The 15,790-nt window shown below is 62.2% G+C and carries 16 protein-coding genes; 7 read left to right on the forward strand and 9 right to left on the reverse strand.

What is annotated here, in order from left to right; all coding sequences use genetic code 11:
- From VOI21_RS06810 to VOI21_RS06845, 8 genes are all read right to left on the reverse strand, one after another.
- Window positions 1-498, reverse strand: coding sequence for a nucleoside deaminase (locus VOI21_RS06810; protein WP_323769035.1), 498 nt, complete (start codon window positions 496-498; stop codon window positions 1-3).
- The gene (locus tag VOI21_RS06815; protein ID WP_323769036.1) at window positions 488-1,462 is read right to left on the reverse strand and encodes an oligopeptide/dipeptide ABC transporter ATP-binding protein; all 975 of its coding nucleotides are present in this window, start codon (window positions 1,460-1,462) and stop codon (window positions 488-490) included. Before VOI21_RS06815 ends, VOI21_RS06810 begins: the two co-directional genes overlap by 11 nt.
- Window positions 1,459-2,454 carry an ABC transporter ATP-binding protein gene (locus tag VOI21_RS06820; protein WP_323769037.1) on the reverse strand — a complete coding sequence of 332 codons (996 nt, stop codon included), beginning with the start codon at window positions 2,452-2,454 and terminating at the stop codon, window positions 1,459-1,461. The genes VOI21_RS06815 and VOI21_RS06820 overlap by 4 nt, the downstream gene beginning before the upstream one ends.
- Window positions 2,451-3,887: a chlorohydrolase family protein gene (locus tag VOI21_RS06825; protein WP_323769038.1), complete on the reverse strand. Its 1,437-nt coding sequence runs from the start codon at window positions 3,885-3,887 to the stop codon at window positions 2,451-2,453. The genes VOI21_RS06820 and VOI21_RS06825 overlap by 4 nt, the downstream gene beginning before the upstream one ends.
- Before the next feature lie 11 nt (window positions 3,888-3,898).
- Window positions 3,899-5,080, reverse strand: coding sequence for an amidohydrolase family protein (locus tag VOI21_RS06830; protein ID WP_323769039.1), 1,182 nt, complete (start codon window positions 5,078-5,080; stop codon window positions 3,899-3,901).
- Between the two features lie 5 nt (window positions 5,081-5,085).
- A complete protein-coding gene (locus VOI21_RS06835; RefSeq protein WP_323769040.1) occupies window positions 5,086-6,042 on the reverse strand; it encodes an ABC transporter permease in 957 nt (318 codons plus the stop codon).
- 13 nt (window positions 6,043-6,055) lie between these two features.
- Entirely contained in the window at window positions 6,056-7,039 is a 984-nt protein-coding gene (locus VOI21_RS06840; RefSeq protein ID WP_323769041.1) for an ABC transporter permease, read from the reverse strand.
- Between the two features lie 68 nt (window positions 7,040-7,107).
- On the reverse strand, window positions 7,108-8,685 hold the full coding sequence (locus VOI21_RS06845; protein WP_323769042.1) for an ABC transporter substrate-binding protein: 1,578 nt from the start codon (window positions 8,683-8,685) through the stop codon (window positions 7,108-7,110).
- A gap of 164 nt (window positions 8,686-8,849) precedes the next feature.
- Between VOI21_RS06845 and VOI21_RS06850 the strand changes: the two genes are divergently transcribed.
- Together VOI21_RS06850 and VOI21_RS06855 are read left to right on the forward strand one after the other, a co-directional pair.
- Window positions 8,850-9,539, forward strand: coding sequence for a GntR family transcriptional regulator (locus VOI21_RS06850; RefSeq protein WP_323769043.1), 690 nt, complete (start codon window positions 8,850-8,852; stop codon window positions 9,537-9,539).
- Window positions 9,536-10,210, forward strand: a complete 675-nt coding sequence (locus VOI21_RS06855) for a flavin reductase family protein (protein ID WP_323769044.1) — start codon at window positions 9,536-9,538, stop codon at window positions 10,208-10,210. Before VOI21_RS06850 ends, VOI21_RS06855 begins: the two co-directional genes overlap by 4 nt.
- A gap of 599 nt (window positions 10,211-10,809) precedes the next feature.
- On the opposite strand, the gene VOI21_RS06860 is transcribed toward VOI21_RS06855, so the two are convergent.
- Window positions 10,810-11,703, reverse strand: coding sequence for a LysR family transcriptional regulator (locus VOI21_RS06860; protein ID WP_323769045.1), 894 nt, complete (start codon window positions 11,701-11,703; stop codon window positions 10,810-10,812).
- A 128-nt stretch (window positions 11,704-11,831) separates the two neighbouring features.
- Here VOI21_RS06860 and VOI21_RS06865 point away from each other — a divergent pair, with 128 nt between their 5' ends.
- The 5 genes from VOI21_RS06865 to VOI21_RS06885 all read left to right on the forward strand — a co-directional run bounded on the left by VOI21_RS06865 (window position 11,832) and on the right by VOI21_RS06885 (window position 15,700).
- Window positions 11,832-12,614, forward strand: a complete 783-nt coding sequence (locus tag VOI21_RS06865) for an ABC transporter ATP-binding protein (RefSeq protein ID WP_323769046.1) — start codon at window positions 11,832-11,834, stop codon at window positions 12,612-12,614.
- Window positions 12,615-12,673: 59 nt separating this feature from the next.
- Window positions 12,674-13,444 carry a transporter substrate-binding domain-containing protein gene (locus VOI21_RS06870; RefSeq protein WP_323769047.1) on the forward strand — a complete coding sequence of 257 codons (771 nt, stop codon included), beginning with the start codon at window positions 12,674-12,676 and terminating at the stop codon, window positions 13,442-13,444.
- Window positions 13,445-13,519: 75 nt separating this feature from the next.
- Window positions 13,520-14,209, forward strand: coding sequence for an ABC transporter permease subunit (locus VOI21_RS06875; RefSeq protein WP_323769048.1), 690 nt, complete (start codon window positions 13,520-13,522; stop codon window positions 14,207-14,209).
- 4 nt (window positions 14,210-14,213) lie between these two features.
- Window positions 14,214-15,002: an ABC transporter permease gene (locus tag VOI21_RS06880; protein ID WP_323769049.1), complete on the forward strand. Its 789-nt coding sequence runs from the start codon at window positions 14,214-14,216 to the stop codon at window positions 15,000-15,002.
- A gap of 62 nt (window positions 15,003-15,064) precedes the next feature.
- The gene (locus tag VOI21_RS06885) at window positions 15,065-15,700 is read left to right on the forward strand and encodes a cysteine hydrolase (RefSeq protein WP_323769050.1); all 636 of its coding nucleotides are present in this window, start codon (window positions 15,065-15,067) and stop codon (window positions 15,698-15,700) included.
- Window positions 15,701-15,790 lie beyond the last annotated feature (90 nt).

Below are 15,790 nucleotides of genomic sequence, written 5' to 3' on the forward strand. Positions count from 1 at the left end.
TCAGACCTGAGACCTAGCAAAGCTGGCCCAATCGCGCAGGATCTTTGTGGCCTCGGCGTCCAGATGTTGTTCGGATGGCATGATCCTCTCCGCGACCGGGTGCCCGCATTCATGGGTCAAACGGTCGACATCCACCGGAAAGCGCGCGGCCTCGGGCAAATCGGCGATGGCGTCACCGGCCTGCGCCATGTCGGCGGCGTAGTAAAGCGCGGCGATCCCGGCGATATTCATTGCCGCCACGCAGAGCGCGCAGGGCTCGCAGCTGGAGTAGAGCTCGCAGCCGCGCAGATCGACGGTTTCGAGATTGCGACAGGCGTCCCGGATCGCCTCAGTCTCGCCATGTGAGGTCGGATCGTGGTTCATCACGGAGCGGTTGATGCCCTCACCGACGATCTTGCCGTCCTTGACGATGACCGCGCCAAAGGGCTCGGTGCCGGGGGTATTCAGCGCCTGTGCCGAAATTTCGATGGCGCGGCGCAGGAAGGTTTCATTGTACATCGGGTCGGCCTTCTTCTGCCGCAAAACAGGCGACGCGGCGATTGTGGACAGTGGCGCTGCGCTGCGGGCGCTCGGTCTTGCAGCGGTCAAAGACCAGCGGGCAACGCGGATGAAAGCTGCAGCCTGAAGGCGGCGAGACCGGCGAAGGCACCTCTCCCCCCATCGGGCTGCGGTCGCGCTTGGGCGCTTCGAGGTCAGGGATCGTTTCCAGCAGCAGCCGGGTATAGGGGTGCAGCGGATTGGCAAAGAGATCGGCGGTCGGCTGGATCTCGACGATACGGCCTAGGTACATCACCGCGATCACATCGGCCATGTGCCGCACCACGCTCAGATCGTGACTGATGAAGAGATAGGTCAGGTCCATCTCTTTTTGCAGCCGTTTCATCAGGTTCAGCACCTGCGCCTGCACCGAGACGTCCAGCGCCGAGGTCGGCTCGTCGCAGACCAGGAACTCCGGCTCACCGGCCAGCGCGCGGGCGATGGAGATGCGCTGCCGCTGGCCGCCCGAGAACTCGTGCGGGAACTTCAGCCCGTCCGCCGGGGCCAGCCCCACGGTGCGCAACAGTTCGTCGACACGGGCCGAAACCTCTGCCTCGGGCGTGTCGGGTTTCAGCGTACGCAGCGGTTCGGCAATGATCCGGGCGACGCGCCAACGCGGGTTGAGGCTCGCAAAGGGATCCTGAAAGATCATCTGTAGCCGATCGCGGTCGCCGTGGAACCGGATGCTGCCGCCCGAGGGCGCGTGCAGCCCGGTGACCAGCTTGGCGATGGTGCTCTTGCCGCAGCCGCTTTCGCCAACCAGCGCCAGCGTCTGACCGCGCTGGATGATGAAATCGACGCCATCCACAGCGCGCAGGGTCTTGCGCGGCTTGCGCTCGATCACGCGATTGAGCCAGGGAGCAGAGACGTCGAAGCGGCGTTCCAGCGCGTCCACTTCGAGTATGGCATTGGGGCGAAGGGTCATGCGGCTTCTCCGGGGGTGAGGGCAGTTCCGGTCTGCGCCAGCCAGCAGGCGGCGCCGGTGGTTTCGCCACTGGCGATGCGCGGCACCTCGGCCCGGCAGCGCGGCCCGGCGTGGGCACAGCGCGGGTTGAAGGCGCAACCCGGCGGGATGGCATTGAGCCGCGGCATCGAGCCGGGGATCATCTGCAGCTCTTCGACGTCCTTGCGCAGCGAGGGGATCGAGCCCATGAGCCCTTTGGTGTAGGGATGCTGTGGACGCCGTACCACGTCTTCGACCTCGCCGATTTCGGCCAGCCGCCCGGCATACATCACCGCCACCCGGTCGGCGGTTTCGGCGATCACGCCCATGTCGTGGGTCACCAACATCACCGCCGTGCCCCTTTCGCGGCAAAGCCGTTTCAACAGCGCCGTGATCTGCGCCTGGATGGACACATCGAGCGCGGTTGTCGGCTCGTCCGCCACGATCAATTCGGGCTCGGCGCAAAGCGCGAGAGCGATCACGATCCGCTGCCGCATCCCGCCCGAGAATTGGTGCGGGTAGCTGTCGATGCGCTCTTCGACCGCCGGGATGCCGACCTCGCGCATCAGTTCCTTGGCGCGCTCGCGGGCGCGTGGTTTGTCGAGATCGGTGTGCAGGCGGATGGTTTCGACCAGTTGGTCGCCGACCCGGAACAGCGGGTTGAGCGAGGTGAGCGGGTCCTGAAAGATCGCGCCGATGCGGCGGCCACGCACGGCCTGCATGGCCCGGTCATCGAGATTGTCGATCCGGTCACCCGAGAGGTGGATCGTGCCGGCAGCGATCCTGCCCGGCGGTTCCAGCAGACCAAGGATCGACATGCCGGTCATGGATTTCCCGGCACCGGATTCACCGACCATGCCGAGGATCTCGCCGCGCCGAATCTGCAGCGAGATATCGTCGACGGCGGTCAGCACGCCCTTTCGGGTGGGAAATTCGACACGCAGGTTCTGCACGTCTAAAACGACATCGCTCATGGCGCGGCCCTCTCGTAGCTGGGGGTGAATATCTCAGACACAGGCGGGTGCCCGGCGGTGCGGTCTGGATACTTGGCGATCAGCCCGTCGAATTGCGCCTGTGCGCGGGCGGCGTCGGCGGTGGCATCGACACCAGGGATCACGCCATCGGCCATCACCCGCCGCCCGTCGATCCAGACATCGCGCACATCGCGGCCCGAGGCGGAGGTCATCAGCGTCTGCACCGGGTCGGGCGTCTGCAAGCTGTGCCGCAGGTCGATCACGGCAATATCGGCCTTGGTTCCGGGGGCAAGGCGCCCCAGATCGGGCCGGTTCAGCGCCTGCGCGCCGCCCAGAGTGGCGGCGTCGAACATGTCTTCCGAACGGATCGCTTCCATCCCCTCGGCCAGCCGCGCGGTCATCATGCCGATCTGCATGTTCAGGATCATGTCGGCGGGGTGCGTATCGGTGCCAAGGCCGATATTGATACCCTTGGCGCGGGCCCTGGGAAAACTCTTCAGCATCCCGCCATGCCGTGCGCTGACCAGCGGGCAGTGCACCAGCGTGGCCCCTGCCCCGGCGATCAGATCGAACTCTGCCTCCGTCGCCTGCGTGCCGTGCGGCAGCAGCCAGTTGCCGCGCAGCGCTCCGATGCGGTTCAGCCATTCGATCGACGCGCAGCCGTGCTGTTCGCGCACCAGCCGCAATTCCACCGGCGACTGGCTGCAATGCTGGCGCACCGGCGCGCCCATTTCCCCGGCCATGTCGGCGGTGCGGCGGAGCAGCCCTTCGGTGCAGGTCTCGATCCGGTCAGGGGCGAACATCGCCCGGATGCGGCCCCCAGCGACACCGTCGATGCGCCGCGCAAAATCAGCGGCCTCATCAAGGCCCGCCAGCCCGCGCGACTCGTCAAAGACCGCGCGGATGGTGCCGGCCTCATCCGTCACCTGCCCGCCGGTGCGATAGGCCGGCCCAAGGTAGGCCCGCAGCCCGAGGTCTTCGGCGGCTTCGGCGGCGGCGTCGAACTCTGCCACCGTCTCGCCCCATGCGCGGTAGAACAGCGAGGCGATGGGCAGCGCCGTGGTGATGCCGTTGCGGATCAGTTGCGCAAAGGCATGGCGCTTCTGAAAGGCCAGTTCTTCCGGCCCGTACATCTCATACGGACCGCGCGCGATGTAGCTTTCCGGCCAGACCCGGCCCTTTTTCCACGCAGGACCATTGTCGAAGCCAAGGATGGTGGTATCGAGATCCGACAGCGCATCAAGGTCGATAAAACCGGGCGAAATCACCGCCGCGCCATAGTCGATCCGCCGTGCGACCTGACCGTCGAAAGACGCGCCGACATACAGCACTTCGGTTCCTTCGATCACCACGACGCCATTCTCATGAACGAGGTGGCGCCCATCGCGATGGCCGATTACCCATTGCGCTGAAAGAAGCGTCCGGCCCTGCATCACGCCCTCCATCACGGCGCCTCGATCACGCAGGCACCGTCACGGGCGATCACCTCGCCGCCCTTGAGCACCAGCTTGCGCGGCGCGTGGATCACGACCGCCTCGGCCAAGGTCTCGCCCTCGACAAGCAGGCAATCGGCGCGACAGCCGACGTCCAGTCCGTAGCCCTCGACCCCCATGATCCCGGCCCCGCCAAAGGTGCAGATCTCCAGCGCCAATTCCACTTCGTCATCACGGCGCAGGTTGTTGCGCATGCCGATCTGCATCGCCTTTTCCAGCATGTCCGAGTTGCCATACGGCCCCCAGGTGTCGCGGATACCGTCGCACCCCGCACCGGTCAGAATGCCATGTGCCTTCAACTCCTTGACCGCTGGCACCGGGGCCGACGCGGGGGCGGTGGTCAGGATGTGAATGCGATTCTCGGCCAGCTTTTCCTGCAAGCCCGCCACATAGGCGCGGTCCACCGCGCCTAGGCAGAAGGCGTGGGAAATTGACACCTTGCCCTGCATCCCCAGTGCCACGGTACGGTCGATGATCTCTTCCATCGAGAACCAGCCAAGCGCGTCGCGTTCATGCAGGTGAATGTCCACCGGCTTGCCGTGTTTCTCGGCCAGCGCAAAGACCGTATCGAGATGGCCCTTGGGATCATGCTCCATCCCGCAGGGATCGATGCCGCCTACCAGGTCAGCCCCCATCGCCAGCGCCTCGTCCATCAGCTCGGCGGTGCCGGGGCGGGTCATCATGCCGGACTGGGGAAAGGCCACGATCTCGATATTGACCATGCCCGCCAATTTATCGCGGGTGGCCATGACGCCTTCGATCCCGGCCAGCCCGTGGTGCGTGTCGACGTCCACATGGCTGCGGATGTGCGTGCAGCCGTGCGACATGGCAAGGATGGCGTGGCGCTCGCTCTGCACCTGCGGATCAAGGCCCAGCGAGACCTTCACCTCGCGCTCGTTGTTGATCTTGTCGATCAGCCGGGGGCCGACCTCATTGCGATACCACGGCAGGCCAAGCAGTGACTTGTCGAGATGGGTATGCGCCTCGACCAGCCCGGGGATCACGATGCGCCCGCCGCCGTCGATCACCTCGGCCCCTGCGGGTGCTTCGGCGACAAATACGCCATCGGTGATATGCAGGTCGGTGGTCGGGCCGCCCATCGGGCGGATATTTTTGAGGATCTTGGAAGTCACTGTATTCACCGCAGTTTGGGGTTGAGGGCATCGCGCAGCCAGTCGCCGATCATGTTGACCGACAAAACGATCAGGCACAGTTGGATCGACGGAAAGACCACGATCCACCACAGGCCCGAGAAGAGATACTGATTGCCGATCCGGATCAGCGTACCGAGCGACGGCTGATCGGGGGGCATACCGACTCCAAGGAAGGAAAGCGTCGCCTCGGACAGGATCGCAAGGCCAAAGTTCAACGTCGCCGCCACCATGATCGGCGTCAGGCAGTTGGGCAGGATATGGTGCAGCATCACCCGCCAGGATTTCACCCGGATCAGCTTGGCCGCCTGCACGTATTCTTTTTTCGCCTCCACCATGGCCGAGGCCCGAACGGTGCGGGCGTATTGCACCCAAGACGGCACGGCGATGGCAAAGATCAGAATCGGCGCCGCCAGTACGTCCTTCAACGCCGTGGGCAGCGAGGCGTTGGCGATGGCGGTGATCAGGATGGCGATCAGGATGAAAGGCATCGACAACAGAACGTCACCCACCCGCATGATCACGTTGTCGATCCAGCCGCCGAAATAGCCCGCGATCAGGCCCAGCGACAGGCCCACCACCAGCGCCAACATCACCGAGGCAAAGCCGATGATCAGCGAAATGCGCGACCCGTACAGCACCGCCGACAGGATATCGCGGCCTTGCGTATCGGTGCCCAGCAGGTAGGGCCATTGGCCGCCCGCCTCCCAGATCGGCGGGATCTCGGAGTTCCAAAGCTCCAGCGCCGCCAGGTCATAAGGGTTCTGCGGCGTGATCCAGGGCGCGAGGAAGGCGGTCAGCGCCACCAGCGCCAGCAGCGCCGCGGCAAAGATCGCCGAAGGGTGCGTGCGAAAGGAATGCCAAAGGTCGCTCTCGCGCAGGCGCGCCAGCCGTGAGGGGCGTTCCGGGGCGGTCGTTGGGGTCATGGTAACGGTCTTGTCCATTGGGGTCTCCGGTTCAGCCATTGCCACGGGCGCTGTCGTCGCGCAGGCGCGGATCGACCCAGGCGTAGGTGATGTCGACAAGGGTATTGAGCACGACGAAGATGAAAGAGACGATCATCAGATAGGCGGCCATCACCGGCAGGTCGACAAAGGTCACCGCCTGGATAAAGAGCATCCCCATGCCGGGCCATTGAAACACAGTCTCGGTCACCAGCGCAAAGGCGATCAGATTGCCGATCTGCATGCCGGTCAGGGTGATCACCGGCATCAGGCAGTTGCGCAGCGCGTGGCGCCATTGCACGCGGGCCGTCGGCACACCACGGGCACGGGCGAACTTGATATAATCGGCGCGCAGGGTTTCCAGCATCTCGGCCCGCACCAGCCGCATCACCAGCGTGACCTGGAAGGTCGACAGCGAGATCGCCGGCAGCACCAGCGCCGCCCGTCCAGAGGACGTCAGCAGCCCAGTCGACCACCAGCCGATGTCCACCGTCTCGCCGCGCCCAAAGGCCGGCAGCCAGCCAAGCGAGACCGAGAATGCCAGGATCAGCAGGATGCCCACCACGAAACTTGGCAGGGACACCCCGACGATCGAGCCCAGTTGCAATATGTTGGCCAATCGGCTGTCGCGATGGACCGCCGTGATCACCCCGGCAGGGATACCCACCACCAGCGAGATCACGGTGGCCACCAGCACCAGCTCAAAGGTCGCCGGGAAACGCTCCTTGATCAGCACCATCACGTCCTGCTGGTTGCGATAGGAAATCCCGAAATCGCCCTGCACCGCATTGGTGACAAAGCGGGTGTACTGGGTCACGAACCCATCGTTCAGCCCCAACCGCTCGCGCAGTTCGATGCGGTCCTGCTGGGTGGCTTGCTCGTTCACCATCATTTCGACCGGATCACCGAAGAAGCGAAAGATCACGAAGGCCAGCAGCGCCACCGCCAGCATGACAAAGGCCGCATTGGCGGTGCGTTTGAGAAGGAAGGCAATCATTCAGGTCTCCGATTTGATACGGCGGAAAGCTGTACCGGACCGCCCCGAAGGACGGTCCGGCCTCGACATCAGGAGCCGGAGCCCATTTGCGCAAACCAGAGCCGCGGCTTGGCATCGGGGAACAGCGGCATCTCGGAGACTTCCTCGGTCACGGCCCAGGCCATCGGCTGCTGGTGCAACGGGATCATGATCATCTCGTCCTTGACGATCTGCAGGGCCTCGGTCTGCAGCGCCAGCCGCGTATCGAGGTCAAGCTCCTTGCCTGCCGCGTCGATCAGTGCATCCAGCTCGGGGTAGGACCAGCCACCCCAGTTGAAGACACCGGCATTGCCGTCCTTGGAGTGGAAGATCTGCAGCAGCGGCGAATAGCTGTCGAGCAGCGGCAGCGTCGCCCAGCCAAGGGTGTAGACATCGGTCGTGCCATTGGTCCGCTTCGGCGATTGCACCGCGCGCGGCGCCACGTCTAGCTTGGGCGACAGACCGATGCGCGACCACATCGACGCGATGGCCTGGCAGAACTGCTCTTCGTTCACCAGCCCGTCACTGAGGCAGTTGAACTCGAATTCCAGCCCCTCGGGCACGCCCGCCTCGGCCAGCAGCGCCTTGGAGGCTTCGGGATCATAGCCCGGCAGGGTGTCCAGCGCCTCGGTATAGCCCGGGATCGGCGGCGCGATGGTGGCACCGGCATTGCGGGATTTCCCGCGCATGATCCTCTGGTGGATCAGGTCGAGGTCGATCGCCTTGTACAGCGCCTCGCGCACGGACTTTTCCTTGAACGGGTTGGGTTCGCCCGTGGTCAGCGTGTCGCGGAAGGGAAAACCGATCATCACGGTGCGCAGGTCGACGCCTTCCAGCACCTCGACATTTGGCGCGGCAACCAGACGCGGCAGGTCCTGAACCGGGGCGTCATTGGTAAAGCTGATCTCGCCTGACAGCAACGCGGCAACGCGGGTCGCGGCCGAGTTCACGGGCAGCAACTCGAACTTGTCGAGATTGTGCAGCGGCTCATCCCACCAGTCGGGATTGACGACAAAGACGGTCTTGGCGTCGGGCTGGCGGCTTTCGACGATGAACGGCCCGGTCCCGTTCGCATTATAGGTCGCATAGCCCTCGGTGCCGGCGCCCACGTCAGTCGGCATCAACGAGTCGTTCTCGGTCATCCATTCCTCGTCGAAAATATGGATGTTGGTCAGGTCATTCAGCAGCAACGGATAGGTGCCGTTCAGGGTGATATCGACGGTCAGATCATCCACCACCTTGGAGCTGACATAGGCCGGCAGGTTGCCCTTCAGCGGCGAGGTCTCGTGGCTCACCCGCGTCAACGACGCGACCACGTCCGCAGCGGTGAAGGGGTTGCCGTTGTGAAAGGTGACGCCCTCGCGCAGCTTGAAGCGCCAAGTGATCTTGTCGTCGAGGATCTCCCAGCTTTCCGCCAGCGCCGGCTCGATCTTGAGGTCCTTGTTGTAGCGTACCAGCCCCTCGTAGACGTGGTTCAGCACGTTGATCGTAAAGCTGTCGCCAAACGAATAGGGATCGAGCGAGCCGATATCGCGGTTGGCGCCCCATTTCAGCACGTTTTCGGCCTGCGCAGTGCCTGCCAAAGCAGCAACTGCCGCCGTTGCAAGCATGAGATGACGTAGTTTCATGATCAGGTCCTCTTTCCCATGGATTGTATTTTGGATTCGACGAAATTGGATACGATGCATTTTAGGTGGCACAGCAAATCCATTGCCGCAAGCAAATTGTATCCAATTGACCACCAAAACCGTATACGGTAGAAGTTGTGCAAATTTGATAGGCAGACCCGAACATGAGTGAGACCAAGACGACGCTGACCGACGCGGTGCATGACCTGCTGCGCAAGGCAATCATCGAACAGGCCCTGAAACCGGGCATGCGACTGCCCGAGGATACCGTGGGTGAGCAATTCGGCGTGTCGCGCACTATTGTGCGCCATGCGCTGGTGCGGCTGGAGCACGAGGGGCTGGTGGTCACCCGCCGCAACCGCGGGGCCTTTGTGGCCGAGCCCTCTCGCGATGAGGCGCAGCATGTCTTCGAGGTGCGACGCTGTCTAGAAAACGACGTGATTCGCCTGCTTTGTGAGCGGATGCCGGGCAGCGGTTATGACCGGCTGGAGGCCCATGTGCGCCAGGAAGAGGCCGTGAAAGGCAAGGATGGCCCGGTCTCGATTCGCCTCGCGGGCGAGTTTCACGTGTTGCTGGCCGAACTCACCGGCAATCCGGTGCTCACCCGCTACGTCTCGGAGGTCGTACTGCGCTGCTCTCTGATCATGTCGCTTTATGCCCGCAGCCACTCCTCTGATTGCGCGGTCGACGAGCATTCGCAGGTCATAGCCGCGATCCGCGCTGGCGATGCACAACGCGCAATCGAAATCATGGAACACCATCTGGGCGCCGTCGCCGGTCGGGCCGCGCTCTCCGCCCAACCAGATAGTATCCAATCCATCCTCTCACATTACGGCAAGGAACTGGCCCAATGACACTGCAAGACGGCTACCATGCCTTCGATTTCGCCGATCTCTCTGCGCGTGAGGCGTACAAGGTTATGATCGGCACCATCGTGCCGCGGCCGATCGCCTGGGTCACCACGATCTCACCCGACGGGGTGGTCAATGCGGCGCCCTACTCGTTCTTCAACTGCTTGTCCGCTGATCCACCGATCCTGGCGCTCGGAGTCGAAAACAAGCCGGACCGCAGCTTCAAGGATACGGCCTACAACATCCGGATGACCGAGTGCTTCACCGTCAATATCGTCGACCGCGCCAATGTCGAAGCGATGTCGGTGACGGCTGCGGCGTTCCCGCCAGAGGTGGACGAGCTGGAGATCGCCGGGTTGACCGCAGTACCCGGCGACCGAGTGGCCTGCCCCCGCATTGCCGAAGCGCCGGTGGCTTTCGAGTGTGAACGCTACCTCGGCATCGCAGTCAGTTCTGCACGCGAAATCATTCTCGGACGGATCGTTCGTGCGCATATCCGCGACGACATCATTGATCCGGACACCTTCTATTCCGACCACGAGAAGCTCGACGCACTGGGGCGGATGGGTGGGAACGGCTATGCTGGAACGTTGGACTACTTTGATCTGCCGACGCCTTCGGTCGAGGACGTGCGCCGCTCGGGCAAGAAACAGGTTCAGGTCAGCAACACCTGAAAACCGCATCGGGTATCTCCTGAGCCCTTTAAAGTGCGGTCACCGATATACCTTCACGGCGGGGAAACCTTTCGGCTCACGAAACGCCAAACGCGAACAAGGACCATGTTGCCCGCCTGAAACGCTCGACCTGCTGTACAGTGCAGGAATGGCCGAAATGATGACCCCCGCCGCCGCCTCTTGGAGCGATCGTTAATATCCGCAAGAGGCCGTTCGCTTCTATCGGCACAACGGGCGGAAAGCGGTCGTTCTCCGCAAGTGGAAAGGCCCGGCCCCTGGAAAGCGAAAGCAGTCGTCCATGCACAAAGTGCAACTGTGCCGAAGGCTGCAAATGGTGCAGGCCGACGGTAAGCAGTCCATCTCCGCTCAAGAGTTCAAGGCCCGGTATTAGAAAAGAACGTCTTTGAAGAAACGGGACGTAAAATCATAATCGGGTGTGCGTTCCGCGTCCGACAGAAATGACGGACAGTCGAAGGCCAAAGGAAACTATAATGGCGTCGTTCCAGCGAACGAAAATTTCGGTTCCGAAACGAAGAAGAATGTTAATCTGATCTGCTTTTCTGCTATGCCTTGACTTAATTGGGCTGACGCAAGGGGTTCTAATCCCTCAGGTATTTCGTCTGCTTCAGCAGCCAGTTCTTGAAAAAAGAAGACGCGGACGAGCCGGAGGTGTTCTTGTCCAATCCGATTTCGTACCAGATGCATCTGATGGCACGCTTGTCCATGCGGACAAGCTGACCCGACAACAGTTCTCGCTCGCAGAGGATGTCGTCGGCAAGGATGACACCTTCGCCGTCTATCGCGGCATCGATTGCGAGGGACAGGTCAGAGTAGACCTTGCCCGACCGCCAGCCAGGACTTTGCGGTTCGTGGGCCGAGTACCACTTGTGCCAGGTCTCCTTGCCGTTGTCGTGGATCAGGATCGCGCGGTTCCAGTCGATCGTATCGTCCTGCGACGTGAGCTTTGCGCTCAGATGCGGCGTGGCGGCCGGAAAGCCGTCGATGGGGAAAAGCCTTTCCTTCAAAACCCCGCTGCCCGGCATGCGGGTTTCGAAGTGGATGCCGATGTCCGCATGCCCCTCTCCGATTTGCGCTGGGGTCCAGGCGGGTCGCAGGTCCACCTCTATGCGTGGGAAAAGGCTGCAGAACTCTGTGATGCGCTTGCGCAGCCAGAGCGAGGCAATCGCTGGTTCGGCGCTGACGACGACAGCCCCGGAACGTGTCTTGCGCAACAGGCTTTCGCTTGCATCGGTCAGGGTTTGCAGCCCGCTTGCGATCTGCGGCAGAAGGTCCCGCCCGTTTTCGCTCAGCTCGACCCGATTGCGATGGCGGATGAACAGCTCGGTCCCGAACCACAGTTCCAGATTCTTGATGTGCTGGCTGACGACGCTGTGGCTGACGTTCAGTTCGCTTGCCGCCTTGGCAAAGTTGGAATGCCGTGCCGCAGCCTCGAATACCCGGAGCGCGTTCAGATGGCGGAGCGTGTTTCTCATCGCTTCAGCGTAGGTAAAAGCTTCGCTTAGAGCAAGTTAAACGCGCTTTTTCGGCAGCGGCTTGGCCGGGTAGCGTGGGTCAACACGTCGCTCACAATCGCCGAACGGGGACCCAAATGGACGCACGCATGACGCCCACAGACACTAACGTCTCGCTCAGTGTCACGGATTTGCACAAGTCTTTTGGCTCGCTCGAAGTGCTCAAGGGCGTTTCACTGAAGGCCCGAGAAGGCGACGTGATTTCGTTGCTGGGGTCCTCCGGGTCCGGCAAGAGCACGCTGCTGCGCTGCATCAACCTGCTGGAAACGCCGTCCTCAGGGCTGATCACTGTTCACGGCGAAGACATCAAGATGACCCAGGGCCTGCATGGCGAAGCGACACCCTCTGACGCCCGGCAGGTCGAGCGCATCCGCACCCGGCTGGCCATGGTGTTTCAGTCCTTCAATCTGTGGTCCCACATGACCGTGTTGGAAAACGTCATCGCAGGGCCGATCCACGTTCTGAAACAGCCCCGCGCCGTGGCCATCGAACACGCCAAGGACGTGCTGCAGCGCGTCGGCATGTACGAGCGTCGGGACTATTACCCGGCCCATATTTCCGGTGGTCAGCAACAGCGCGCCGCCATCGCCCGCGCGCTGGCCATGCAACCCGAAGTCATGCTGTTCGACGAACCGACCTCGGCGCTCGACCCCGAGCTTGTCGGCGAGGTTCTGAAAGTCATCCGCTCTTTGGCCGACGAAGGCCGCACGATGATTGTCGTGACGCATGAGATGGGATTTGCGCGCGATGTCTCGTCCGAGGTGATCTTTCTGCACCAAGGCCTGATCGAAGAACAGGGCGCACCCCAGCAGATCTTTGGCAGCCCGAAATCCGCCCGCCTCAAGGAGTTTCTGTCGAACACCCGACATTAGGTGCGACCCGCTTTCGCCTTTCAAATTCAACAATCAAGTCCAGACAAGGGAACCATGAAATGACGATCAAAAAGACACTTCTCGCATCCGCCGTGGGAGCCACCCTGCTGATGGCCGGAATGGCTACGGCAGAGCCGCTGCGGATCGGTGTCGAAGGCGCCTACCCTCCGTTCTCGAAAAAGGAAGCGGATGGCACGCTTTCCGGTTTCGACATCGATATCGCGCTTGCCCTGTGCGAAGGGCTGAACCGCGAATGCGAGCTGGTCGAACAGGAGTGGGACGGCATGATCCCCGCCCTGATCGCCAAGAAGTACGACGCCATCGTTGCCTCGATGTCGATCACCGAAGACCGCAAGAAGCGGGTCGATTTCTCCGCGAAGTATTACCAGACGCCGTCGCGCTTCGTCGCGAAGGAAGGCGCGACCTATGAATTGACCCCCGAAGGCACCAAGGGGCTGAAAATCGGCGTTCTGCGCGGCACGACCCTGCAATGCCACGTCGAAAAAGCCTTCCCCGAGGCTGATTTGCGGCTCTACAACACGCAGGAAGACGTGTTCGCCGATCTGGTCGCCGGGCGTCTGGACATGCAGCTGAACAACACTCTGCAAGCCATCGATGGTTTCCTGAACACCGATCAGGGTCAGGGCTTTGCCTTCCTCGGTGAAAACGTGGACGACCCCGACTGCCTTGGCGAAGGCACCGGAATTGCCGTGCGCAAGGGCGATCCGCTTGCCGCTGAACTGACCGCAGCGATCGCGGCGATCCGCGCCGATGGCACCTATGCGGAGATCAACGACAAGTATTTCGACGTCGACATCTACGGCAAGTGATCCTGCCCTGACCGCGCTACAGGGGAGCCACCGGCTTTCCTGTCGCCCCCTCGCTGCAACAACCGGGCCAAGCACATGGATGTGATCCTTGAATACAGACAGATCCTGATCGAAGGCACCTTGGTCACGATCTCGCTGGCGGTTCTGTCTTTGGCTTTGTCCATCGTTCTGGGGCTGGTCGGTGCCTTCGCCAAACTATCGCCCAAGCGCGCGATCCGGCGGGCGGGCAACGTCTATACCCTGTTTGTCCGCAGCGTGCCCGATCTGGTGCTGATGATGCTGATCTTCTTTGGCGGCCAGACGCTGCTGACCCAGATTGGCGGCCTGACGGGCCTTTGGGACTATGTCGAGATCAACCAGTTCGTCGCCGGGGTTCTGACGCTGGGCTTTATCTTTGGCGCGTACATGTCAGAGACGTTTCGCGGTGCGGTCCTTGCCATTCCCCCCGGCCAGATCGAGGCGGCCAAGGCGGTGGGCATGACCCCCGGACAGGTGTTTCGCATCGTGACATGGCCGCAGATGGTGCGGTTTGCGCTGCCCAGTTTCACCAACAACTGGCTGGTTCTGATCAAGTCCACGGCGCTGGTATCCGTGATCGGCCTGCATGATCTGGTGTGGAATGCCTTTTCGGCGGGCCGGTCCACGCATCAGCTCTTTTCCTTCATGCTCGCCGTCATGGTCGTCTACCTGATCATCACGGGCCTGTCCGATCTCATCCTGCGGAAGGTCGACCGGAAATACGCCGCCGGCGTGACAAAGGCGTAACCCGATGGAACCCGAACGCAGCTTTTACGACTACCTGCAAAGCTTCAGCGAAACCCGGTCGCCGATCGATTTCATTCTGATTTACGACAACTTGGGCCGCTTTTTCGAGGGCGCGCTTGTCACCCTGCAACTGACCTTCCTCGCGCTGCTGATCGGCGGGTTGATTGCCGTGCCGCTGGCCATTGCGCGGGCCAATCGCAAACCGTTCCTCAACCCCGCAATCCGCGTCTACACATATGTCTTTTGCGGCACCCCGCTGCTGGTTCAGGTCTATCTGTTCTACTTCGGCCTCGGTCAGTTCGAGGCCGTGCGGGAAAGCCTTATGTGGGATCCGGTCCTCAGCAGCCCGTGGTGGTGCGTCATCATTGCCTTCACGCTGAACACCGCAGCCTACACGACCGAGTTCCTGCGCGGCGCCATCGAATCCACGCCGCGCGGCGAGGTCGAGGCGGCCAAGGCCTGCGGCATGTCGCCATTCACACGGATGCGGCTGGTCGTTCTCCCGAACGCCTTCCGCCGGGCGCTGCCCGCCTATTCGAACGAGGTCATCTTTACGCTACATGGGTCCGTGATCGCCAGCACGGTCACCTTGCAGGATCTGCTGGGCGTCGGGCGCTGGCTGAATGGCCGCTACTACCTCGCCTACGAAGGCTTTCTGACGGCGATGGTTTTCTACATGGCCATCGTCTTTCTGATCACCTTCGCCTTCCGACTGGCCGAAAGACGGTTCCTGCGCCACCTGCGCCCCCGCGAAACGACGAAACTGCCCGGCGCGGCGCGGGTCGCCGCCTGATCCAGACGGTCGACGATTCCGACTCCCTCGTCACTCATCATACTCCGTTGAAAGGGTTCTCCATGACCAGCACCAAGAAACGTGATCTCATCGAAGGGCGTGCGGCCCTGATCGTGATCGACATTCAAAAATCGGCCTTTGCGCCCATTCCGAACGACAAGCGCGCGATTGCCCATATGCCGGATTATGCGGACCGCATGGCGCTGTCCAAGGTTGCAATCGACACCGCGCGCGAGGTCGGGATCCCGGTAATCTTCATCCAGGAAATCCATCGCGCGAACCTGATCGACATGGGGCGCGAAACCGATGGCAGCGAAGATGTGCATTGCCTTGACAGCAACCCGCTGACGGCCTTCGCCGAGGAAGAGCTGGGCATGCGCCCGGACGATTACCGTATTTCCAAACGCCGCTACTCGGCATTCTACGGCACCGACCTGGAAATCCTGCTGAAAGGTCTGAAGGCGGAGACCCTGATCCTTGTCGGAGGCCTGACCGATGTCTGCGTGCACTACACTTTCGTCGATGGTCATCAGGGAGACTATTTCTGCCGCGTGATCGAGGATTGCGTGGCCGGGTCCAGCATCGAGGCACATCAGGCCTCGCTGAACGCCATGGAATACCTGCAGCACGGCGCGATCCGCAGCCTGGAAGAGGTGCTGGCCGCCATGGAAAGCCGGGCAGAAACACAGGTCGCCTGACCCATTCTTTTGATGGATTGCGGGAAGACCGCGCCAAAAACGTGGAAGCGAGATCCCCGCTTCCGCCCCCCTTTTCTATCGCCAAAGACC

This window comes from Antarctobacter sp. (genome assembly GCF_034670325.1).
Lineage (GTDB): Bacteria > Pseudomonadota > Alphaproteobacteria > Rhodobacterales > Rhodobacteraceae > Antarctobacter.

Bases quoted from the DNA above. Each gene is read 5' to 3' on its own strand.
- VOI21_RS06810 (WP_323769035.1), bottom strand. From the start codon at position 498: ATGTACAATGAAACCTTCCTGCGCCGCGCCATCGAAATTTCGGCACAG.
- VOI21_RS06815 (WP_323769036.1), bottom strand. From the start codon at position 1,462: ATGACCCTTCGCCCCAATGCCATACTCGAAGTGGACGCGCTGGAACGC.
- VOI21_RS06820 (WP_323769037.1), bottom strand. From the start codon at position 2,454: ATGAGCGATGTCGTTTTAGACGTGCAGAACCTGCGTGTCGAATTTCCC.
- VOI21_RS06825 (WP_323769038.1), bottom strand. From the start codon at position 3,887: ATGCAGGGCCGGACGCTTCTTTCAGCGCAATGGGTAATCGGCCATCGC.
- VOI21_RS06835 (WP_323769040.1), bottom strand. From the start codon at position 6,042: ATGGACAAGACCGTTACCATGACCCCAACGACCGCCCCGGAACGCCCC.
- VOI21_RS06840 (WP_323769041.1), bottom strand. From the start codon at position 7,039: ATGATTGCCTTCCTTCTCAAACGCACCGCCAATGCGGCCTTTGTCATG.
- VOI21_RS06845 (WP_323769042.1), bottom strand. From the start codon at position 8,685: ATGAAACTACGTCATCTCATGCTTGCAACGGCGGCAGTTGCTGCTTTG.
- VOI21_RS06850 (WP_323769043.1), top strand. From the start codon at position 8,850: ATGAGTGAGACCAAGACGACGCTGACCGACGCGGTGCATGACCTGCTG.
- VOI21_RS06855 (WP_323769044.1), top strand. From the start codon at position 9,536: ATGACACTGCAAGACGGCTACCATGCCTTCGATTTCGCCGATCTCTCT.
- VOI21_RS06860 (WP_323769045.1), bottom strand. From the start codon at position 11,703: ATGAGAAACACGCTCCGCCATCTGAACGCGCTCCGGGTATTCGAGGCT.
- VOI21_RS06865 (WP_323769046.1), top strand. From the start codon at position 11,832: ATGACGCCCACAGACACTAACGTCTCGCTCAGTGTCACGGATTTGCAC.
- VOI21_RS06870 (WP_323769047.1), top strand. From the start codon at position 12,674: ATGACGATCAAAAAGACACTTCTCGCATCCGCCGTGGGAGCCACCCTG.
- VOI21_RS06875 (WP_323769048.1), top strand. From the start codon at position 13,520: ATGGATGTGATCCTTGAATACAGACAGATCCTGATCGAAGGCACCTTG.
- VOI21_RS06880 (WP_323769049.1), top strand. From the start codon at position 14,214: ATGGAACCCGAACGCAGCTTTTACGACTACCTGCAAAGCTTCAGCGAA.
- VOI21_RS06885 (WP_323769050.1), top strand. From the start codon at position 15,065: ATGACCAGCACCAAGAAACGTGATCTCATCGAAGGGCGTGCGGCCCTG.